Origin of the sequence: Mesorhizobium sangaii, assembly GCF_014207355.1 — a bacterium.
Lineage (GTDB): Bacteria > Pseudomonadota > Alphaproteobacteria > Rhizobiales > Rhizobiaceae > Mesorhizobium > Mesorhizobium sangaii.
Genome location: NZ_JACHEF010000001.1, coordinates 1,688,221 through 1,705,555, shown reverse-complemented (window position 1 = coordinate 1,705,555; position 17,335 = coordinate 1,688,221). Strand labels below are relative to the sequence as shown.

At 63.0% G+C, this 17,335-nt stretch carries 15 protein-coding genes; 7 read left to right on the top strand and 8 right to left on the bottom strand.

Annotated features, from left to right (window positions below):
- Window positions 1-280: 280 nt before the first annotated feature.
- The 3 genes from HNQ71_RS08060 to HNQ71_RS08050 all read left to right on the top strand — a co-directional run bounded on the left by HNQ71_RS08060 (window position 281) and on the right by HNQ71_RS08050 (window position 4,065).
- On the top strand, window positions 281-1,300 hold the full coding sequence (locus HNQ71_RS08060) for an isopenicillin N synthase family dioxygenase (RefSeq protein WP_184872000.1): 1,020 nt from the start codon (window positions 281-283) through the stop codon (window positions 1,298-1,300).
- A gap of 387 nt (window positions 1,301-1,687) precedes the next feature.
- Window positions 1,688-3,010 carry an LLM class flavin-dependent oxidoreductase gene (locus HNQ71_RS08055; protein ID WP_184871999.1) on the top strand — a complete coding sequence of 441 codons (1,323 nt, stop codon included), beginning with the start codon at window positions 1,688-1,690 and terminating at the stop codon, window positions 3,008-3,010.
- A gap of 29 nt (window positions 3,011-3,039) precedes the next feature.
- A complete protein-coding gene (locus HNQ71_RS08050; RefSeq protein ID WP_184871997.1) occupies window positions 3,040-4,065 on the top strand; it encodes an NADP-dependent oxidoreductase in 1,026 nt (341 codons plus the stop codon).
- Window positions 4,066-4,113: 48 nt separating this feature from the next.
- Here the strand turns inward: HNQ71_RS08050 and HNQ71_RS08045 are convergent, their stop codons facing one another.
- Window positions 4,114-4,818: a YjbE family putative metal transport protein gene (locus HNQ71_RS08045; protein WP_184871995.1), complete on the bottom strand. Its 705-nt coding sequence runs from the start codon at window positions 4,816-4,818 to the stop codon at window positions 4,114-4,116.
- Between the two features lie 441 nt (window positions 4,819-5,259).
- Between HNQ71_RS08045 and HNQ71_RS08040 the strand changes: the two genes are divergently transcribed.
- Window positions 5,260-5,712, top strand: a complete 453-nt coding sequence (locus HNQ71_RS08040; RefSeq protein WP_184871993.1) for a lipocalin-like domain-containing protein — start codon at window positions 5,260-5,262, stop codon at window positions 5,710-5,712.
- A 445-nt stretch (window positions 5,713-6,157) separates the two neighbouring features.
- Complete coding sequence (locus HNQ71_RS08035) at window positions 6,158-6,412, top strand: DUF768 domain-containing protein (protein WP_184871991.1); 255 nt, start codon at window positions 6,158-6,160, stop codon at window positions 6,410-6,412.
- 62 nt (window positions 6,413-6,474) lie between these two features.
- On the opposite strand, the gene HNQ71_RS08030 is transcribed toward HNQ71_RS08035, so the two are convergent.
- A complete protein-coding gene (locus HNQ71_RS08030) occupies window positions 6,475-7,596 on the bottom strand; it encodes a DmpA family aminopeptidase (protein ID WP_184871989.1) in 1,122 nt (373 codons plus the stop codon).
- Window positions 7,597-7,600: 4 nt separating this feature from the next.
- Window positions 7,601-9,166 (bottom strand): exodeoxyribonuclease VII large subunit, encoded by a 1,566-nt coding sequence (gene xseA, locus HNQ71_RS08025; RefSeq protein WP_184871987.1) that lies wholly within the window; start codon window positions 9,164-9,166, stop codon window positions 7,601-7,603.
- 146 nt (window positions 9,167-9,312) lie between these two features.
- Here xseA and HNQ71_RS08020 point away from each other — a divergent pair, with 146 nt between their 5' ends.
- Window positions 9,313-11,496 carry a bifunctional diguanylate cyclase/phosphodiesterase gene (locus tag HNQ71_RS08020; protein ID WP_246461272.1) on the top strand — a complete coding sequence of 728 codons (2,184 nt, stop codon included), beginning with the start codon at window positions 9,313-9,315 and terminating at the stop codon, window positions 11,494-11,496.
- Window positions 11,497-11,520: 24 nt separating this feature from the next.
- Here the strand turns inward: HNQ71_RS08020 and HNQ71_RS08015 are convergent, their stop codons facing one another.
- Entirely contained in the window at window positions 11,521-12,477 is a 957-nt protein-coding gene (locus HNQ71_RS08015; protein ID WP_184871984.1) for a LysR substrate-binding domain-containing protein, read from the bottom strand.
- A 178-nt stretch (window positions 12,478-12,655) separates the two neighbouring features.
- Here HNQ71_RS08015 and HNQ71_RS08010 point away from each other — a divergent pair, with 178 nt between their 5' ends.
- A complete protein-coding gene (locus HNQ71_RS08010) occupies window positions 12,656-12,946 on the top strand; it encodes a DUF1127 domain-containing protein (protein ID WP_184871982.1) in 291 nt (96 codons plus the stop codon).
- Between the two features lie 165 nt (window positions 12,947-13,111).
- Here the strand turns inward: HNQ71_RS08010 and HNQ71_RS08005 are convergent, their stop codons facing one another.
- The 4 genes from HNQ71_RS08005 to HNQ71_RS07990 form a co-directional block, all read right to left on the bottom strand.
- Window positions 13,112-14,122, bottom strand: a complete 1,011-nt coding sequence (locus tag HNQ71_RS08005) for a DUF937 domain-containing protein (protein ID WP_184871980.1) — start codon at window positions 14,120-14,122, stop codon at window positions 13,112-13,114.
- Window positions 14,123-14,226: 104 nt separating this feature from the next.
- Window positions 14,227-15,600 carry a glutamate--cysteine ligase gene (locus HNQ71_RS08000; protein ID WP_184871978.1) on the bottom strand — a complete coding sequence of 458 codons (1,374 nt, stop codon included), beginning with the start codon at window positions 15,598-15,600 and terminating at the stop codon, window positions 14,227-14,229.
- A gap of 246 nt (window positions 15,601-15,846) precedes the next feature.
- Window positions 15,847-16,581: a 16S rRNA (uracil(1498)-N(3))-methyltransferase gene (locus tag HNQ71_RS07995; RefSeq protein ID WP_184871976.1), complete on the bottom strand. Its 735-nt coding sequence runs from the start codon at window positions 16,579-16,581 to the stop codon at window positions 15,847-15,849.
- Between the two features lie 31 nt (window positions 16,582-16,612).
- Window positions 16,613-17,275, bottom strand: coding sequence for a hypothetical protein (locus HNQ71_RS07990; RefSeq protein WP_184871975.1), 663 nt, complete (start codon window positions 17,273-17,275; stop codon window positions 16,613-16,615).
- Window positions 17,276-17,335 lie beyond the last annotated feature (60 nt).

Genomic DNA, 17,335 nt, shown 5'->3' with positions numbered 1-17,335 from the left:
GCCAACCTGCGGGGCCTTCAGTTCATGCCGAAGTCCGCGTAAACCTCTCCATCTATGTCTCGTCGCATTGTGCATAGAACATCCGTTGGGAATATTATTTGCCCCCAGGCCATGATATGCAGCGCTGACTTTCTTCTGTCGGTGCCCAGATTGGAGAGCCCATTGCTTTGATCGGCAGGCCCTGCGTGGCACCTTGGATGCACGATCCACGCCTCGAGTGCTTGCCGATGGTCGCTTCTACTTCTCCTCGGCAAGGGCGGAGAAAAGAAGGAACCTGCCCATGCCCAGAATTGTGCCGGTACTCGATCTGAGCCGTCTCGAACAAGGAGCGTCCGAGCACCGCACCTTTCTCCAGGATCTGCGCACGGCGGCGCGCGACGTCGGCTTCTTCTATCTCAGCGGCCACGGAATTTCGGCGTCGGAGACCGATGAAGTACTGGATGCCTCGCGCCGGTTCTTCGCCCTGCCGGAGACCGACAAGCTGGCGATCGAAATGGTCAAGTCCTCGCAGTTTCGCGGCTACACGCGCGCCGGCGGTGAACTGACCAAGGGCGCCGCCGACTGGCGTGAACAACTCGACATCGGCGTCGAGCGCCAGCCCATCCCGCAAGGGCCGGGAATTGCGCCTTGGACACGGCTGCAAGGACCGAACCAATGGCCGTCGGCACTGCCCGATCTCAAGCCGGCGCTGCTGGCGTGGCAGACCAGGGCTACAGCTGTGGCGATCCGGCTGCTGAAAGCCTTCGCGCTGTCGCTTGATCAGCCCGAGGACGCCTTCGATGCGATCTACAGGGACTCGCCAAACCATCGCATGAAGATCGTGCGTTATCCCGGGCGTGACGCGACGGATGGCGACCAGGGTGTCGGCGCGCACAAGGATGGCGGCTTCCTGACGCTGCTGCTGCAGGACGACAACAAGGGGCTACAGGTTGAATATGACGGCAGCTGGGTGAATGTGGACCCGCTCCCCGGAACGCTTGTCGTCAACATTGGCGAACTGCTCGAACTGGCGTCGAATGGCTATCTGCGCGCCACCGTTCACCGCGTCGTGACGCCACCTGCCGGCGTCGAGCGGATTTCCGTTCCCTTCTTCTTCAGCGCGCGGCTGGATGCGACGATACCGCTGCTAAATTTGCCCGAGGAATTGGCGGCCGAGGCACGCGGACCGGCAAGCGACCCGGACAACCCGTTGTTCCGCGATGTCGGCACCAATGTCCTGAAAAGCCGTCTGCGTTCGCATCCCGACGTGGCGCGCCGCCACTATGCCGATCTTCTCCAGACCGGAGCGGTGCGCCCGTGAAGCCCAATGCACGTCGCCACACAATAGGGAGATCGACTGCATAGGCAAAACCCCAATGCCGAACAGATTTTCGCCGTTCTGCCTGTTCTTTGGAACGTCATTCGTCGCCAAGTCGCGGAAATAAGCTCAAACAGGTAGAATCGTTCGGTGGTTTCCTCCCATTCCGCTGAGCGGTGTTCCCCTCTGAAGGTTTGAACCTTCTTTTGGCCGGGCCGCATTCGCGCCCGGCCATTTTTTATGCCACGGTCGTGGATCGCAAAACGGAATTGCTGCAAAAACCGGGCGCGGCGCAACGGAATACCTTCCCGGGTTGGTCGGACGGGCCGATCCTAACGATCAGGATTCGAGCAATGGCGCTCGATCGTATTGATCGGTCGGAACGATTTCATGACACAGAAACAATTGCGGCTTGGCGCTTTCATGCGCCCCGTCAGCCTGCACACCGGCGCCTGGCGCTATCCGGGCGCCTATCCTGACGCCAATTTCAATTTCGCGCATCTGAAGCGCTTCGCCCAGACCCTGGAGGCGGCGAAATTCGACGCCTTCTTCATGGCCGACCACCTGGCCGTCCTCAACATGCCGATCGAGGCGCTGCGGCGCAGCCACACGGTTACGTCGTTCGAGCCGTTCACGCTGCTGTCGGCGCTGGCCGCCGTCACCGATCACATCGGGCTGGTCGCAACCGCATCGACGACGTTCGACACGCCCTACCACATCGCTCGCCGCTTCGCTTCGCTGGACCATATCAGCGGCGGCCGCGCCGGCTGGAACATCGTCACCACATCCAACCCCGATGCGGCGCTCAACTTTGGCCTCGACGAACATGTCGAGCATGACGAGCGCTACCGGCGGGCACGGGAATTCTATGATGTCGTAACCGGTCTGTGGGACAGCTTCGCTGACGATGCCTTCATCCGCGACGCCGAAAGCGGTCTCTATTTCGATCCGGCGCGGTTGCATGTGCTCGATCACAAGGGCGAGCACCTCTCGGTGCGCGGGCCGCTCAACATCGCCCGGCCAATCCAGGGCTGGCCGGTCATCGTCCAGGCCGGCGCGTCGGAAGCAGGGCGGCAACTGGCGGCGGAAACGGCGGAAGTCATTTTCGCCGCGCATGCCGATCTCGCCGCCGGCCAACGTTTCTTCGCCGACGTCAAAAGTCGTGCGGAGAAACTCGGCCGCTCGCGCGACGACATCAAGATCCTGCCCGGCGCCTTTGTCGTCGTCGGGGACAGTGTCGAGGACGCGCAGTCCAGGCGGGCGAAGCTCGACAGCCTCGTCTACTACGAGAGCGGCATCGCCTCGCTGTCGATCGCGCTCGGGCATGATGCATCCGGTTTTGACCCGGACGCGCCCTTGCCCGAAATTCCGGAAACCAATGCCAGCAAGAGCGGCCGCGAGCGTGTCATCGAACTGGCGCGCAAGGAGGACCTGACCGTCAGGCAGCTTGCACAGAGGCTGGGTGGCTATTCCGGCCTTGCTTTCGTCGGTACGCCCCAAACAATCGCCGACGAAATGGAGGAATGGCTGGTCACCGAGGGCTCGGACGGGTTCAACATCATGTTTCCCTATCTGCCCGCCGGGCTCGACGATTTTGTCGAGAAGGTCGTGCCCGAATTGCAGCGACGTGGGATCTTCAGGCGGCAGTACGAGGGAACGACATTGCGCGAGAATCTTGGCCTGAAGCGGCCGCCCAACCGGTTTTTCGAATAGAGTGTTCTTGACAGCGAGGTTGTCTCCAAATGTCAGCCCAGACAAACACCCGCATCGTGCTTGCAGCGCGACCGCAAGGCCGGCCGAAGCCAGGCGATTTTCGTATCGAGACGGTTGAAGTTGTCGAGCCAGCGGAGGACGAAGTCCTCCTGCAGATCCTCTATCTGTCGCTTGATCCCTATATGCGCGGGCGGATGAACGACGCCAAATCCTATGCCAAGCCGGTCGCGATCGACGGCGTGATGGAAGGCGGCACCGTTGCGCGTGTCGTCAGATCCCGCCATGCCGGCTTCGCTGAAGGCGATCTCGTCCTGTCGCACTCGGGATGGCAGAGCTTTGCACTGTCGGATGGCGTCGGGCTGCGCAAGCTCGATCCCGCGGCGGCGCCCGTCACCACGGCACTCGGCGTGCTCGGCATGCCGGGCTTCACCGCCTATGCCGGCCTGCTCACGATCGGACAGCCAAAGCCTGGCGAGACGGTCGTCGTGGCGGCGGCCAGCGGCGCGGTCGGGTCAGCCGTTGGACAGATCGCGCGCATCAAGGGAGCGCGTGCCGTCGGCATCGCCGGCGGGGCTGACAAATGCGCTTTCGTGCGGCAGGAGCTCGGCTTCGATGCGGTCGTCGATCACCGTGCCGATGATTTTGCCGCGCAGTTGAAGGCGGCCTGCCCTGATGGCATCGACGTCTATTTCGAGAATGTCGGCGGCCCTGTCTGGGATGCGGTGTTCCCCCTGCTGAACGATTTTGCCCGCGTGCCGGTCTGCGGGTTGATCGCGCAATACAATGTCATCGCGGAGTCCGGCATCGATCGGCTGCCGACGCTGATGCAGCAGGTGCTCCACCGCAGCCTGACGATCAGGGGATTCATCCAGCGTGAATTCGTCGACCAGCGCCCGGCATTCTACCGCGACATGGCCGACTGGATAGCATCCGGCCGCGTTCGGTACCGGGAAGATATCGTGGATGGAATAGAGAACGCTCCGCGAGCCTTCCTTGGCCTTCTCGAGGGTAAGAATTTCGGCAAGCTCATCGTGCGGGTCGCCGGAAGTCCCTGAGGGCTGTGCCCAAGACGATTCCGGCAATTCGAATCCAGAAATGGTCGCTCATTCCTTGGCCCGGATGGAGACTCTAGTTGTTGAGGCTCCCATCGAGCTCGACGTTCTTGAAAGAACCGTCCAATGGTTGAGCGCTTTCACCTGCTCGACGCCATCCAGCACCATACTGCCTGCGACATAGACGATGATCGCAAGGCCAAGCCAGCCGATCCAGCGATGCCTTGCCAGCAGCGCCGCCACCAGCGTCGAGGCAACCGCCATCAGCACCACCGACAGGATGAGGCCGAAGACCAGCGCGTCCATGTCGTCGCTGGCAGCACCGGCCACGGCGAGCACATTGTCCAGCGACATCGAGACGTCGGCGACGACGATCTGCAGGATCGCGGTGCGCAATGCCTTGGCCGGTCGGGTCGCCGCATGGGTTGCCGCCGCAGGATCGGCGTCTGCGCCGTCATCGGCATCGCCGGCCGATCGCAATTCCCCGAACATGTTCCAGCAGACCCAGAACAACAGCAGGCCACCGGCGAGCATGATGCCCGGGATCGCCAGCAACTGCACCGCCACCACGGCAAAGACGATGCGGATGACAGCCGCTGCGGCAATGCCGGCGACAATCGCCTTCTGCCGCAGCGCCTTTGCCAGGCCGGCGGCGGCCATGCCGATCACCACGACATTGTCGCCCGACAGGACGAGATTGATGGTCACGACTTCCAGATAGGCGGCGATCGTCGCCTGGTCGATCCCAAAAGGCATCCGGTTGCGTCCCTGTCGTTCGCACTTTTCCTTGCCCGGCAGGGCTCAGCAAGACGGTGGATCGTACCATGAATATGGGGCTTCGCGTCCGGGAACATAGGGGTTGCCCGTTGCCACCGCGCTCGTCCTGCGTCAGCGTCGATGGCGGCATGAACTCCAGCACATTGTCGGCTTGGACGCGGTGGCGGCATTCGCTGCCCCGTTTGTCGATGCGCATGATCCGGAGTGTCTCGGTTTGAAGGCTCGCTGGTCGCGATCCGGGCCGAACTCCTGTATGCTTTCCACAAAGCATGGGGAGGCTTCATGCCATATGCCGTCCAGACATGCCCGGATGACGTGGATTGCCTTTATGCGCTCCCCGCTGGACGCAACTGCGCCGAGGCCGGGACCACGTGGATGGTATAGAGAGCGCTTTGCCGAGGAATAACGGAGGTGTGGGTAATGGCTGAAGATATGCCCGTTCAACCGATTCGCCGCGATCTCCTGCTTGGAAGCTGGCGGATGACGTCTTGGATGACGAGAGACGTTTCGACCGGGGAGCGGCAGCCAGCCCTGGGTCAAGAACCTCATGGCATCGTCATCTATACACCTGAGCGCGTCATTTTCTTTATCCTTAGGAACGATCGCAAACCGCCGGAGCGTTTGCCGCCATCCGACGAAGAGAAGATTGCGTTGTTCGACTCGATGTTCGCCTATTCGGGCAGCTATACGGTTGAGGCAGATCGGGTGGTCCATCATGTCGACATGAGCTGGAATGAAGCATGGAGCGGCACGGAACAGGTGCGGTTCTGCAAAGTCGACGAACATACGCTGACTTACACCTCGCCCCCCGCCCAAAATCCGTTCGACGGGCGCGAGATTATTCACGAAGTGACTTATGTGCGAGAGAAATGACCTGGGTCGATCTGCCTCTCGGGTCTCGGCATTGTCCGTATCGCAAAATTTCAAACTGAGACACTAGCTGATGGCGAGCAGAGTCGACATTGCATCAGGATGTCACTATATACCGGCGGCTTCGACCCGCGCGCCTGAGGGCAGCGCCGCCGAGGCGACTGTAAATGTGTTACGGATTGCGCCATCTATTGTGACGAAAATCGGCTCGGAAACCGGAAAAAAGCAAATAGAAACAGTGGCGCAAAGCTGGGCGTGATCCCAGCCAACGGTACCGACCCCTCAGAAACAGAATGCTCTTGACCCCTCGATTTCCTTTGACGCTGTGGACCTTGGACAAGATCGGCTTGCCGGTTGGCGACGACTCGGTTCGTATGGGAGCATGCATCCTTTGCGGGGTGTCGGCGTTTATGATTACCAACCGGCTTTGCCGCCAGGGAACAGCAGTATGAGTGAACACGCGATCGAGTTCTTGCGGGGATGGATTGGCGAAAAGGTCCACTGCCAGTCATCCCACGCCAGGATCGACAAGCAGGCCGAGACTCTGGCCAAGGAATGCGCTGCCAAGGCGGCAGAGGTCGGCATCCCCCTGGAGGATATCCAGGAAGAGGTCGGCGACATTCAGGAACTGATTGCCTCCCGGCTCGAGGAAGCGGCCGAGGCCGACGAGAACCAGCAGGCCCCCAACAAAGCCGCGGAATAGCCGCTTAGAGCAATTCCAGGAAAACTGTCTGAAACGCGGGCTATTCGGCCCGCGTCTTCGTATCAGTCATCCCTTCGGCCAAATTTCTCTTTCAGCCACACTTTCGGCAACGCCGGCACGAAATTGCCGTCGCGCCCGCTCATGTCGTCATTGGCGACCAAGGCGTTGAGGATCGATTCCTCCACGCTCTGGATCACCGCATCGAAAAAAGGATCGATGTCGGCGTCGGGAACAAAATCGGCGCTGGCGATGCGGCCGGATGGCGCCAGCGCCGCGCTCGCATTGGCCGTTGAGAAGGCGATAAAGATGTCGCCTGAACTGTGATAGCCGAAGCCGCCTGTCATGGCGACGCCAAGCGGCACACGGCGGGCCAGCCGCTTCATCTGATGCGGCAGGAATGGTGCGTCGGTAGCGATGACGGCGATGATCGAGCCCTTTTCGGCGCGCTGCGTGCCCTGCCGGATTGCCGGCTCCGGCCCGGCGCGCAGACCGCGAACCGTAAGATTGTGACGCTTGCCGAAATTCGACTGCACGAACGCGCCGACCGTGTAGGCGCGGCCTTGCCATTCGACGATGCGCGACGCGGTCCCTGATCCGGCCTTTAAGCCGAAGGTGATCATGCCGGTGCCGCCGCCGACGCTGCCTTCCTCGATCGGTCCGCTGGCCGCACCGTCAAGTGCCTGCGCGACATGCTCTGATGTCAAATGGTGGCCGTTGATATCGTTGAGGAAGCCGTCATAGGTCTCCGCTGCCACCGGCAGGCCCCAGCCGCTGTCGAGTGCCGACGGCAGCACACGTTGCATCCAGCGCAGCGTGCCATCGCGTGAAACACCGCAGGAATGGGTGTTGGTGATGGTGATCGGGAAGTTGAAAGCGCCGGTTTCCTCGACGATGTGCGAGCCGGTCAGTTCGCCATTGCCGTTCTGGCTGAAGATGCCGGCAAAGACCGGCGTGGCAAGATCGGCGCGCGGTCGGGGCAGGATCGCGGTGACGCCGGTACGCACCGGTCCCTGGCCGACGACGAGTGCGCCATCACCTGAAATCAGCGTCGTGTAACCGACTGCGACGCCGGGCACATCGGTGATGGCGTTGAACGGACCGGGCGTGCCGTCGAAACCGACGCCGAAATGTCGCGCTCGCGGCTTGCCGGAAGGCGTTGCCAGATGGTTCGGATTGTCGGTCATGATCTCAGAACAGCGATCCCTGATTGCCGGGCTCTTTGGCCTTGCCCGCCGGCTTGGCCACGGCTTTCGGTCTTGCCGTGCCGCTGGTGGCAATCGCATCGGCGGTGCCGTCGGCGAACTCCAGCGAAAGCGCCATTCCCGACGCCACTTCGGCAGCATGTTTGATCACCGCTCCGTCGGCGTCCTTCACCAGGGCGAAGCCGCGCGCCAGGACGGCCTTGTGCGAAAGCGTGGTCAACAGGCGGTCGGCCTGGCTCAATTGTCCGCGCAAGCGCTCGAGCCGGACGGAGATCACCCGATCCTGCCGCCGCGCCAGTCCTGCCAGCGTCTCTCCTTGCAGCTTTTGGCGCCGCGCGATCGGGGCCGGAGACAGCCGCGTCGCGGTGCGCGAAAATCGTGCGCGCCGTTCGCGTACTATGGCAAAAAATGCCGCCTGCGCGCGGGCGAGGTCGCGGCCGGTCAGCGTGCGGGCTTCATTCATGCGCCGCGACAGCGTGGCCGGCGTCAGCCTTTGGCCTTGAAGTCGCGCCCGCTTGCGGTCGACGCTGACGGACAGCGCCCGGCCAAGCCGGCTTGTCGCCTCGTCGAGGCGTCGGCGCGGCAGCGCCAGCAATTGATCGGGCGAGGGCAGAGCGCGGGCGGCCGCACGCGCGGCTTGCCGCTTGCGCTCGAAATTGCGCAAGACCGCCGCCTTGAGCCGCGCGCCAAGGCTGGCAAGCGTCGCTTCGAGGTCGGCCTTCACCGGCACGGCAATTTCGGCGGCACCTGTCGGCGTGGGCGCCCGGCGATCCGCGACGAGGTCGATCAGCGTCCAGTCGGTCTCGTGGCCGACAGCCGAGATCACCGGGATGGCGGAGGCGGCAACGGCGCGCGCCAGCGCTTCGTCGTTGAAGCCCCAAAGGTCTTCGAGGCTGCCGCCGCCGCGCGCCACGATCAGCAGATCGGGGCGCTGGATGGCGCCGTCCCAGGCCAGCGCGTTGAAGCCATTGACCGCGGCGGTCACTTCCGCGCCTGCCGTCTCGCCCTGCACACGCACCGGCCAGACCAGCACATGCAATGGGAACCGGTCCTTGATGCGGTGGATGATGTCGCGGATGACGGAACCTGTTGGCGAGGTGACGACGCCAATGACGCGCGGCATGAACGGCAGCAAGCGCTTGCGGCCGGGGTCGAACAGGCCCTCGGCCTGCAGCCGGCGCTTGCGCTCTTCCAGCAGCGCCATCAGGGCGCCGGCGCCGGCTGGCTCCAGATTGTCGATGACGATCTGGTAATTGGATTTGCCGGGATAGGTGGTGAGCTTGCCGGTCGCAATCACCTCCATCCCCTCCTCGGGGCGGAATTTCAGCCTGCTCATCGTGCCCTTCCACACGACGGCGTCGAGCCGCGCGCGGTCGTCCTTCAGCGCAAAATAGGCATGACCGGACGAATGCGGCCCGCGATAGCCGGATATTTCGCCACGCACCCGCACATTGCCGAACACATCCTCGACCGTGCGCTTCAGCGCGCCGGAAATCTCGCTCACCGTGTATTCGGTGGCGTTGGTGCGTGATTCGGATGCTGCCTCGCTCATTGGCCGATTGGGGAACGGTTGAACGCTCGCGTCAAGGCGCCTGTGACGGACCACACGTCATAACGTGATCTTAAGCCTGCTTTGATTGAGTTGCATCCAACGAAGCTGGCCAAGGACGCATGAGCGCAAGCGGACATCGCAGCCCATTGACGTATCAGGTCACGCTGACCGTGCTGGCGCTTGCCGCTTTTGCGCTGGTCATGGTCGTCGGATTTGGCTTCTACGCGGCCGTGCAGACCGATCGTGCCTCGCTTGAGCGACAAAAGATATTCTTCGCCAACGGTTTGCAGGATCAGATCGCTACCGTGGAGCGCGAGCAGGAAAGTATCTCTGTCTGGGACGATTCCATCCTCAACGCCAAGGCCGGCAACGAGCAATGGATGGTCGAGAACATCAGCGTCTGGATGTACACCTACTACGGTCACAACCGTGTCTATGTGCTGGACGATGCAAACCGGCCGATCCACGCCATGCAGGAAGGTAAGGTGATGCCGCTGGCCGTCTATGGCGCGGATGAGCCTGCTTTGCGGCCCACCATCGAAAAGCTGCGCCAGCTGATCACTCAACCGCCGCAAGGGAACGCATCCGGCGGCCCGACCAAAATGGTCGCCGAGGACCTCGTGTCGCTTGGGGGCAAGCCCGCGATCCTCAGCATCGCACCGCTGGTGCCGAGTTCGGACCGTGTCACCCAGGCGCCGGGCAGCGAATATCTGCATGTCTCGATCGAGTTCATCAACGACGCTGTCATCGGCAAGATCGCCGAAAAATACCTGCTCGATGGCGCGCACCTGCTGCTGTTGTCGCAACCGATCAGCTCAGCCGCCATTCCGCTGATGAATTCACGCGGAGTGATTCTCGGCTACATCGGCTGGGATCAGGAGCGCCCCGGTCTGACGCTGGTGCGCAAGGCGGGCCCTGCATTGGTCGCCGGCGTGCTGTTTGCCGCGGGTGCATTGATCTTTCTCCTGCGGCGCCTGCGGCGGACATCGCTGGCGCTGCAGACCAGCCAGGCGCAGGCGCAATATCTCGCCTTTCACGATACGCTGACGGGCCTCCCCAACCGGGCTCTCTTCGAGGACAGGTTGCGGCGGGCCTTGCTGACGACCGGGCGCGATACGGCAAGGATGGCGCTGTTTTATCTCGATATCGATCGCTTCAAGCATGTCAACGACACGCTCGGCCATCCCGCCGGCGACGAGCTTGTGCGCCAGACGGCGACCAGGCTGCAGCAGACGGTCCGGGAAATCGACACGGTGGCGCGGCTCGGCGGCGACGAGTTTGCGATCATTCTGGTCGATGTTCGCGACATCAGGGCGGCCGAGGATGTTTCGGAACGGCTGCTGCGGAAGATGCAGGAGCCGTTCAGGCTGATGGACGATCAGGTCTTCGTCAGTGCCAGCATCGGCATTGCCCTGGCGTCGGGTCCGCAAGTCGATGCTGACGATCTGCTGCGCAAGGCCGATATTGCGCTTTACGAGGCCAAGAAGAACGGCCGCGGTCGCCATCAGGTCTTCGCCGGCGACATGGACGACCTCTTGCTGCACAAGCGCAAGGTCGAGAACGAGCTCCGCAGCGCCCTTGCTGGCGGGACCGGGATAAAACTGGCCTATCAGCCGATTTTCACCGCGGATGGCAGGACGATCGCCGGCGCCGAAGCGCTGATCCGCTGGGCGCATGAAATCCATGGTGCGTTGCCGCCCCAGCAGTTCATCGCCATTGCCGAGGAACGCGGCATGATCGGCGAACTCGGCAAATGGGTGCTGGGCGAAGCCTGCCGGTTCGCCGTCGGCACGCAATTGCCTTGGGTGGCCGTCAACGTGTCGCCGCTACAGCTGCGCGACGGCGGGTTCGCCGACGAGGTTGCGTTGATCCTTGCGGAGACCGGGCTGGCGCCGTCGCGGTTGCAACTCGAGATCACCGAAAGTGTGCTTCTGGAAAACAACGACACCACCAGGACGATACTGGCGGCCTTGCGCCAAACCGGCATCAGGGTCGCGCTCGATGATTTCGGCACCGGCTATTCTTCGCTGAACTACCTGCGCCGCCATGCCATCGACAAGCTCAAGATCGACCGTTCCTTCGTGCGCCTTCTCGACAATGATCGAAGTTCCACCGCGATCGTCAAGGCGTTGGTCGACCTTGCCATTGCTCTTGACGTCGAGGTCACCGCCGAGGGGGTCGAGACCGAGGAGCAAAAGGCTCTGCTCGTCGGCATGGGCTGCCATCAGTTGCAGGGCTATCTGCTGTCACCGCCGCTGGAGCCGGCCCAGATGCTGGCCCTCGCAGGCCCGTCGCCCGGTGAGGGCAGGTCGGCATCGGCTCTTGGTTGATCTTCCTGTCAGGGAGGATCTGGCCTACCAGCCCGGCAGGATCTGGTTCGGCTTCGTCCGCTTCATCTTGGCATAGGCGAGGGCGGCGAAGTCGAATGTCCCGGTCTCTTCACCGATCGGCACGGAAATATTGTCCAGGCTTTCCGAAATGTGGCGGGCAAGCGCATCGACGATCTCCGGCCGCGACGTCTGGCCGCGCATGATGCCGATGCGGCAATCGGGCAGGGCGCCGAAGCCGTCGGCTTCACCCAGCACCCGCATGCCGGGCCTGAGCGCGCATTCCGGCAACACCGAGATCGCCAGGCCGGAAAGCACAGCCGCGGTGATGACGGTTGCCGAGAAGCTGGTGAACAGGATGCGATAGTCGCGGTTCTGCTGGTCGAGCACATCGACGGCGGCGCGCCGCCAGATGCAATTCGGCCGGCCAAAGGCCATCGGCAGCGTCTGCTGCTCGTGCGTCGCATGGTTGGCGGAGGTGACCCACAGCAGCGGCTCGCGCCGCACCACCTCCGACTGGCCGCGTACATCATTGTGCGTCACCAGCGCCAGGTCGAGATTGCCGCGCTTGATATGCTCGACCAGTCCTGGCGTCGGCTCGCAGATGACGGTCAGTTCGACGCGCGGATTGGAGCGCGTGAACCGCGCCATGATCTCGGGCAGGAAACGATCGGCATAGTCGTCGGGCGTACCGATGCGGATCGTGCCTTCGAGCCGCCGGTCGTCGAAGGCGGCCAGCGTTTCGCGGTTGAGATAGAGCAGCCGCCGCGCGTAGGAGAGCAGCTTGTCGCCTTCCTCGGTCAGCCTGTTGGTGCGCCCGTCCTTTTCGAACAGCGGCTTGCCGATTCGCTCCTCCAGCCGGCGCATCTGCATCGACACCGCCGACTGGGTCCGGTGCACCTCTTCGGCCGCCCGCGTAAAGCTGCCGGTGTCGGCAATCGAGATGAAGGTCTGCAACTGATCGAGATCGAGTGGCGCTTTCATCGGGTCCAATCCATCACTAGTGTTGATGCCTAGGATTAGAAACATTCGTTGGATTAATCAATCGGTCGATGGCAAATTGTGATTGTCCACATGAAGGCATGTGAATCGAAGCCGAAACGGCCGCTGTCGCCAGCGCCGATGGCAGGGCTTTGTCCGTTCGAGTCTGAAGGAGACCGACATGACCACGTTTGATTTCGCCACCAAGACCTCGCGCATCACCTCGCGTCCGGCCGTTGCGACGCGCGTGGCAAACACCGTCTCCAACGTTTACCGCGCCTGGAAAAACCGCCGCGCCTTCTATCGCCTTGGCGAGATGTCGGATTCCGAACTCGCCGATATCGGCCTGACCCGCGCCGACCTCCATGTCGCCATCGACATACCGTTTGGCCGCGATCCGACGAAGATCTTGCGCGCAATCGCCAGCGATCGCGTAGAAACGATCGAGGATCTCGCCCGCAAGGTGGCCTGATAGCCTAGCTTGGTTGCTATCGCATCGGTTGCCGTGAACCTTTTTAAGGTTCGACGCGACTGACGAGCATGCAGGCCCCCACTCCCTGCCGGATCCCCGCCGGCCCGCCTGCACTCTGGCCCGGTCCTCCCAGGACCGGGCTTTTCTTTTGAAGGACCAATCAGGCTACCGCCGATCCATATCCCGCTTGAACTGGTCGAAGATCGTTTCCACGCCCTTCTGATACTCGTCACGCTGCTGGGCGCCGGTCTCGAACATCTTGCCGAACAGGTCGTCGAACGGGTTCCTCGGCCGGCCGCTCGGATTGGTCTGCGGCTGCGGCTGCTGCGGTGGTGCCTGTGGCTGTGGCGGTTTGGGCTGTCCGCCCCCGCCGAAGCCGCCACCGCCGCCTTGCCGCAGCATCTCCTCGAAGATCTTGCCCAGTGGGTTGTCGCCATAGGGGCTCTGGGTCTGCTGCGGTTGCGATTGCCGCGGCTGCGACGCCCCACCGCCGAACATATCTTGCAACACCTTGCCGAGCGGATTGTCGCCATAGGGATTGGGTGCCGGCTGCGGTTGGCTTTGCGGCTGCGGGGCGCCGCCGCCGAACATGTCCTGCAAAACCTTGCCGAGCGGGTTGTCCATCGGATTCTGGGGCTGCGGTGCCTGGCGTGGCTGTGGAGCGGGGGCTTGCATGCCGCTTTGCCGCATCATCTGCTCGATGATCTCGCCGAGCGGATTGTTGCCGCCGCCGAGGCCGCCAGCGGCTTGCATCTGGTTTGTCGTCTGCTTGAACAGCCCGCCCATGACCATAGAGGCGATCGCCGGCAGCATCTGTTGCAGGATCTGCTGGCTGACGCCGCTGGCTTGCGCCGCCTGGCTGGCCACGGCCCGCGACAGGTCCTTCGAGCCGAACAGGTGCCCCAAAATCCCGTTGCCCTCATCGACGCCTTGCGGCGAGAAGGCTCGGGTTGCGTCCTCGAAATACTTGGCGTGCTGGCCGCTTGCCATTGCCGTCATGAAGGCGCCGAGCCCATAGGGATCGGCAGTGTTGCGCTGCAGCCCCTGCGAAAAGGCCGGCAGCAGAGCGGCAACGGCCGCCTGTGTCTGCTGCATCGACAGGCCGTATTGTTGGGCAAGGGCCTGCATGCCGTTGCCGTTCTGGGCCTGCGCCAGCATATCGAACAAGGTAGGCATCGGCTTTCTCCTCCGGGAAATCCTAGGGTGGAGAGCCTAATTCGTTTCGATGGCCGATTGAAGCGGCTTTTGCCAATCAATCGGCCGCGCCGACGCTTGCAGGGTCAATAGGCGTATTCCATGAATACCGGCTCGATCGAGCCGCCCCAGCGCGTGTGGTAGGCGGAGAGCATCTCCTCGGCGCTGGTGGTGCCGCGTGCGACGACTTCATCGAGCGTGTTGAGGAACGAGGTTTCATCGTAGCCGTCGCGGTTCTTGCGACCACGGTTCTTCAGACCCATGCGTGAGATGACCATCACGTCGCGGGCGATCTCGCGCAGCGTGGTGTTGCGGAAGGGCGCGGAAATGCCTTGTTCCGGCACCGCGTTGCGCATCGCCAGCACTTCGTCATATGTCCAGCTTGAGGTCAGTGCCTCGGCGGCATCGAGCGCTGCCTCGTCATAGAGCAATCCGACCCAGAAAGCCGGCAACGCGCAGATACGCCGCCACGGCCCGCCATCGGCGCCACGCATCTCGAGGAAACGCTTCAGCCGCACGTCCGGGAACAGCGTCGACAAATGGTTCGCCCAGTCGCCCATCGTCGGCAGCCCGTCCGGCACTTCATTGCGGGCGGCCCCGGCCATGAACTGGCGGAAGGTGATGTGCGTCATGTCGTGATAATGGCCGTCGCGGATGACGAAATACATGGGCACGTCGAGCGCCCATTCGACATAATCGGCGAAACCGAAATCGGGCGAGAAGCAGAATTCGAGCAGGCCCGAGCGCCGGTTGTCGGTGTCGCGCCAGATGTCGCCGCGCCAGCTCTGCAATCCATTTGGCCGGCTCTCGGTGAACGGCGAATTGGCGAACAATGCCGTCGACAGCGGCTGCAGCTTCAGAGATACCTGCATCTTGCGCCGCATGTCGGCTTCGCTCTCGAAGTCGAGGTTCACCTGGATCGTGCAGGTGCGGTACATCATGTCGAGACCCTTGGTGCCCACCTTTGGCATGTAGCGCGTCATGATCTCGTAGCGCGACTTCGGCATTTTCGGCGTCTCGGCCAGCGACCATTTCGGGCTTCCGCCAAGGCCGAGAAAGCGAATGCCCATCGGCTCGGCGATCTCGCGCACCTGCGCCAGATGCGCATTGCCCTCGCGGCAGGTCTGGTGGATCGTCTCCAGCGGCGCGCCTGACAGCTCGAACTGCCCGCCGGGTTCCAGCGAAATCGCACCCTGGCCGGTCGGCTCGACCAGGCCGATGATGCGGCCGTCATCGATGATCGGATCCCAGCCGAGTTTCTGCTGCATGCCTTCGAGGATGGCGCGGATGCCGCGCTCGCCGCCATAGGGCACGGGCGCGTTGCCATCGACATAGAACGGGAATTTCTCGTGCTCGGTGCCGATGCGCCACTTGTCGCGCGGCTTGTTGCCTTCGGCCAGATGCTCGACGAGCTCATCGACGCCTTCGATCGGGCGGAAATCGGTAGTGTCGCGCGCCATGACAAAGCCCTCCGCACGTGATCCCGAAAATCGGCTTTCGATTTTCGGAAAGGATCACGTGCCCCTTCAAAATGCTACAGCGTCCTTTGCGCGTCCGAAAGGACGCGCGGCGCTATAGGACGGCCGCACGACCGCCGGCGCTAGATGGACGAAATGTCAGTAGTCGATCAAGCGAAAAATCCTGAGCCACAGGTCAACAGGAATTGAACGATACGGCGCTCTCCGTCCCTTGCAAGAAATGAAGTCTCACCAGTCTCCGACGGTTGCCTGGATCACCGCAAGTGCCGCCACCGCCGCCGTGTCGGCGCGCAGGATGCGCGGTCCGAGTGGAATGGCTGTCACGAAGGGCAGGGCGCGCAGCATCTTGCGCTCGTCATCGGAAAAGCCGCCTTCGGGCCCGACCAGCAGCCCAAGTTTCTTTTCCCTGACCGCCTGCAGAGCCGGCAGCGGATTGTTGGTCGAGGCGTCCTCGTCGCAGAAGATCAGCCGCCGCTCTCTGTCCCAGCCGGTCAGCAGGCGGTCGAACTTTTCCGCTTCGCGCACCTCCGGCACCGCCAGGATGCCGCATTGTTCGGCGGCTTCGACGACATTGGCGCGCAGGCGATCGATACTGGGCTTGGCCACTTGCGTGTGCTGGGTGATGACCGGCTGCAGGATGCCGGCGCCCATCTCGACCGCCTTCTGCACGAGATAGTCGAGCCGGCCCTGCTTCAGCGGCGCAAAGCAGTATGTGAGATCGGGCAGCGGCGGCTGCGGCCGTTGCAGCGCCAACACCTTCAGGCGCACCGCCCTTTTTGATTTCGCCGCAATGGCCGCCGACCACTCGCCGTCACGGCCGTTGAACACCAGGATTTCGGCGCCTTCTCCAAGCCGCAACACATGCAGGAGATAGTGGCTCTGCTGCTGACCGGCGTCGAACTCGATCTCTGGCCCGAGATCGTCGGGCACGAACAGGCGTTGCATCTTGTAATTGGCGCGCATCGCCGAGGAATGAGCGAGCCGCCCGCCGGCGTCAAGCCTCGGCGGTCGGATGCCACGCCGGCCGAAAGCCATGCTGCAGGACGGCGAGCGTGGTGGCCGGCGTCAGCAGCGCCAGCACCTGGCTTTCGAGCAGGCTGAAATCGCCGGGTGGGCCATATCCGGCAAAGGACCAGCGCAGCGCTTTGCCGCCGCGCAAGGCATAGGCGGTGCCGCCATCAGCAAGCATCGCACCGTCGGGAAGACAGGCAAGCTCCTTTAGGGCCAGCATCGGCGGCTTGCCACCGGACGCCAGTCGCTCCTTGTGCAGCCGCTTGTCGACCTGCGGCGCGCGTGGCTCGGCAATGCCGTAGGCATCGCCGAAGCGGCCGACGAAATCCTTGGCCCGTTCGCGCTGGCAAAAGAAGCAGGGCCGATGCCCGGCTGCCAGTGCCGTCACCTCGTCGAGGAAGAACAGCTCGGTCCAGCCCGCTTTGCCACCCAAATGGTCGTCGCTCTTCCGGTTACGCCCCATCGGCTCTCGCCGCACGCCGCGGAATTGGCAGACGCAAACGATCCAGGCCGGAAGCGCCCAGCGCTTTTTCAGCAATGTCTTTGTCTCGGGATCATGGATGATGCCGCGATTTCCGGTGAACAGCCCGCGCTCGGGCACGGCGTGGATGGCGCCGAACGGATCGACCCGGTTCTGCAGTGGCATAGCTTTCTCCCGCAACACGCATCTTGGCTGCAATGCAGGCGGCATGATATCGCTCGTCGC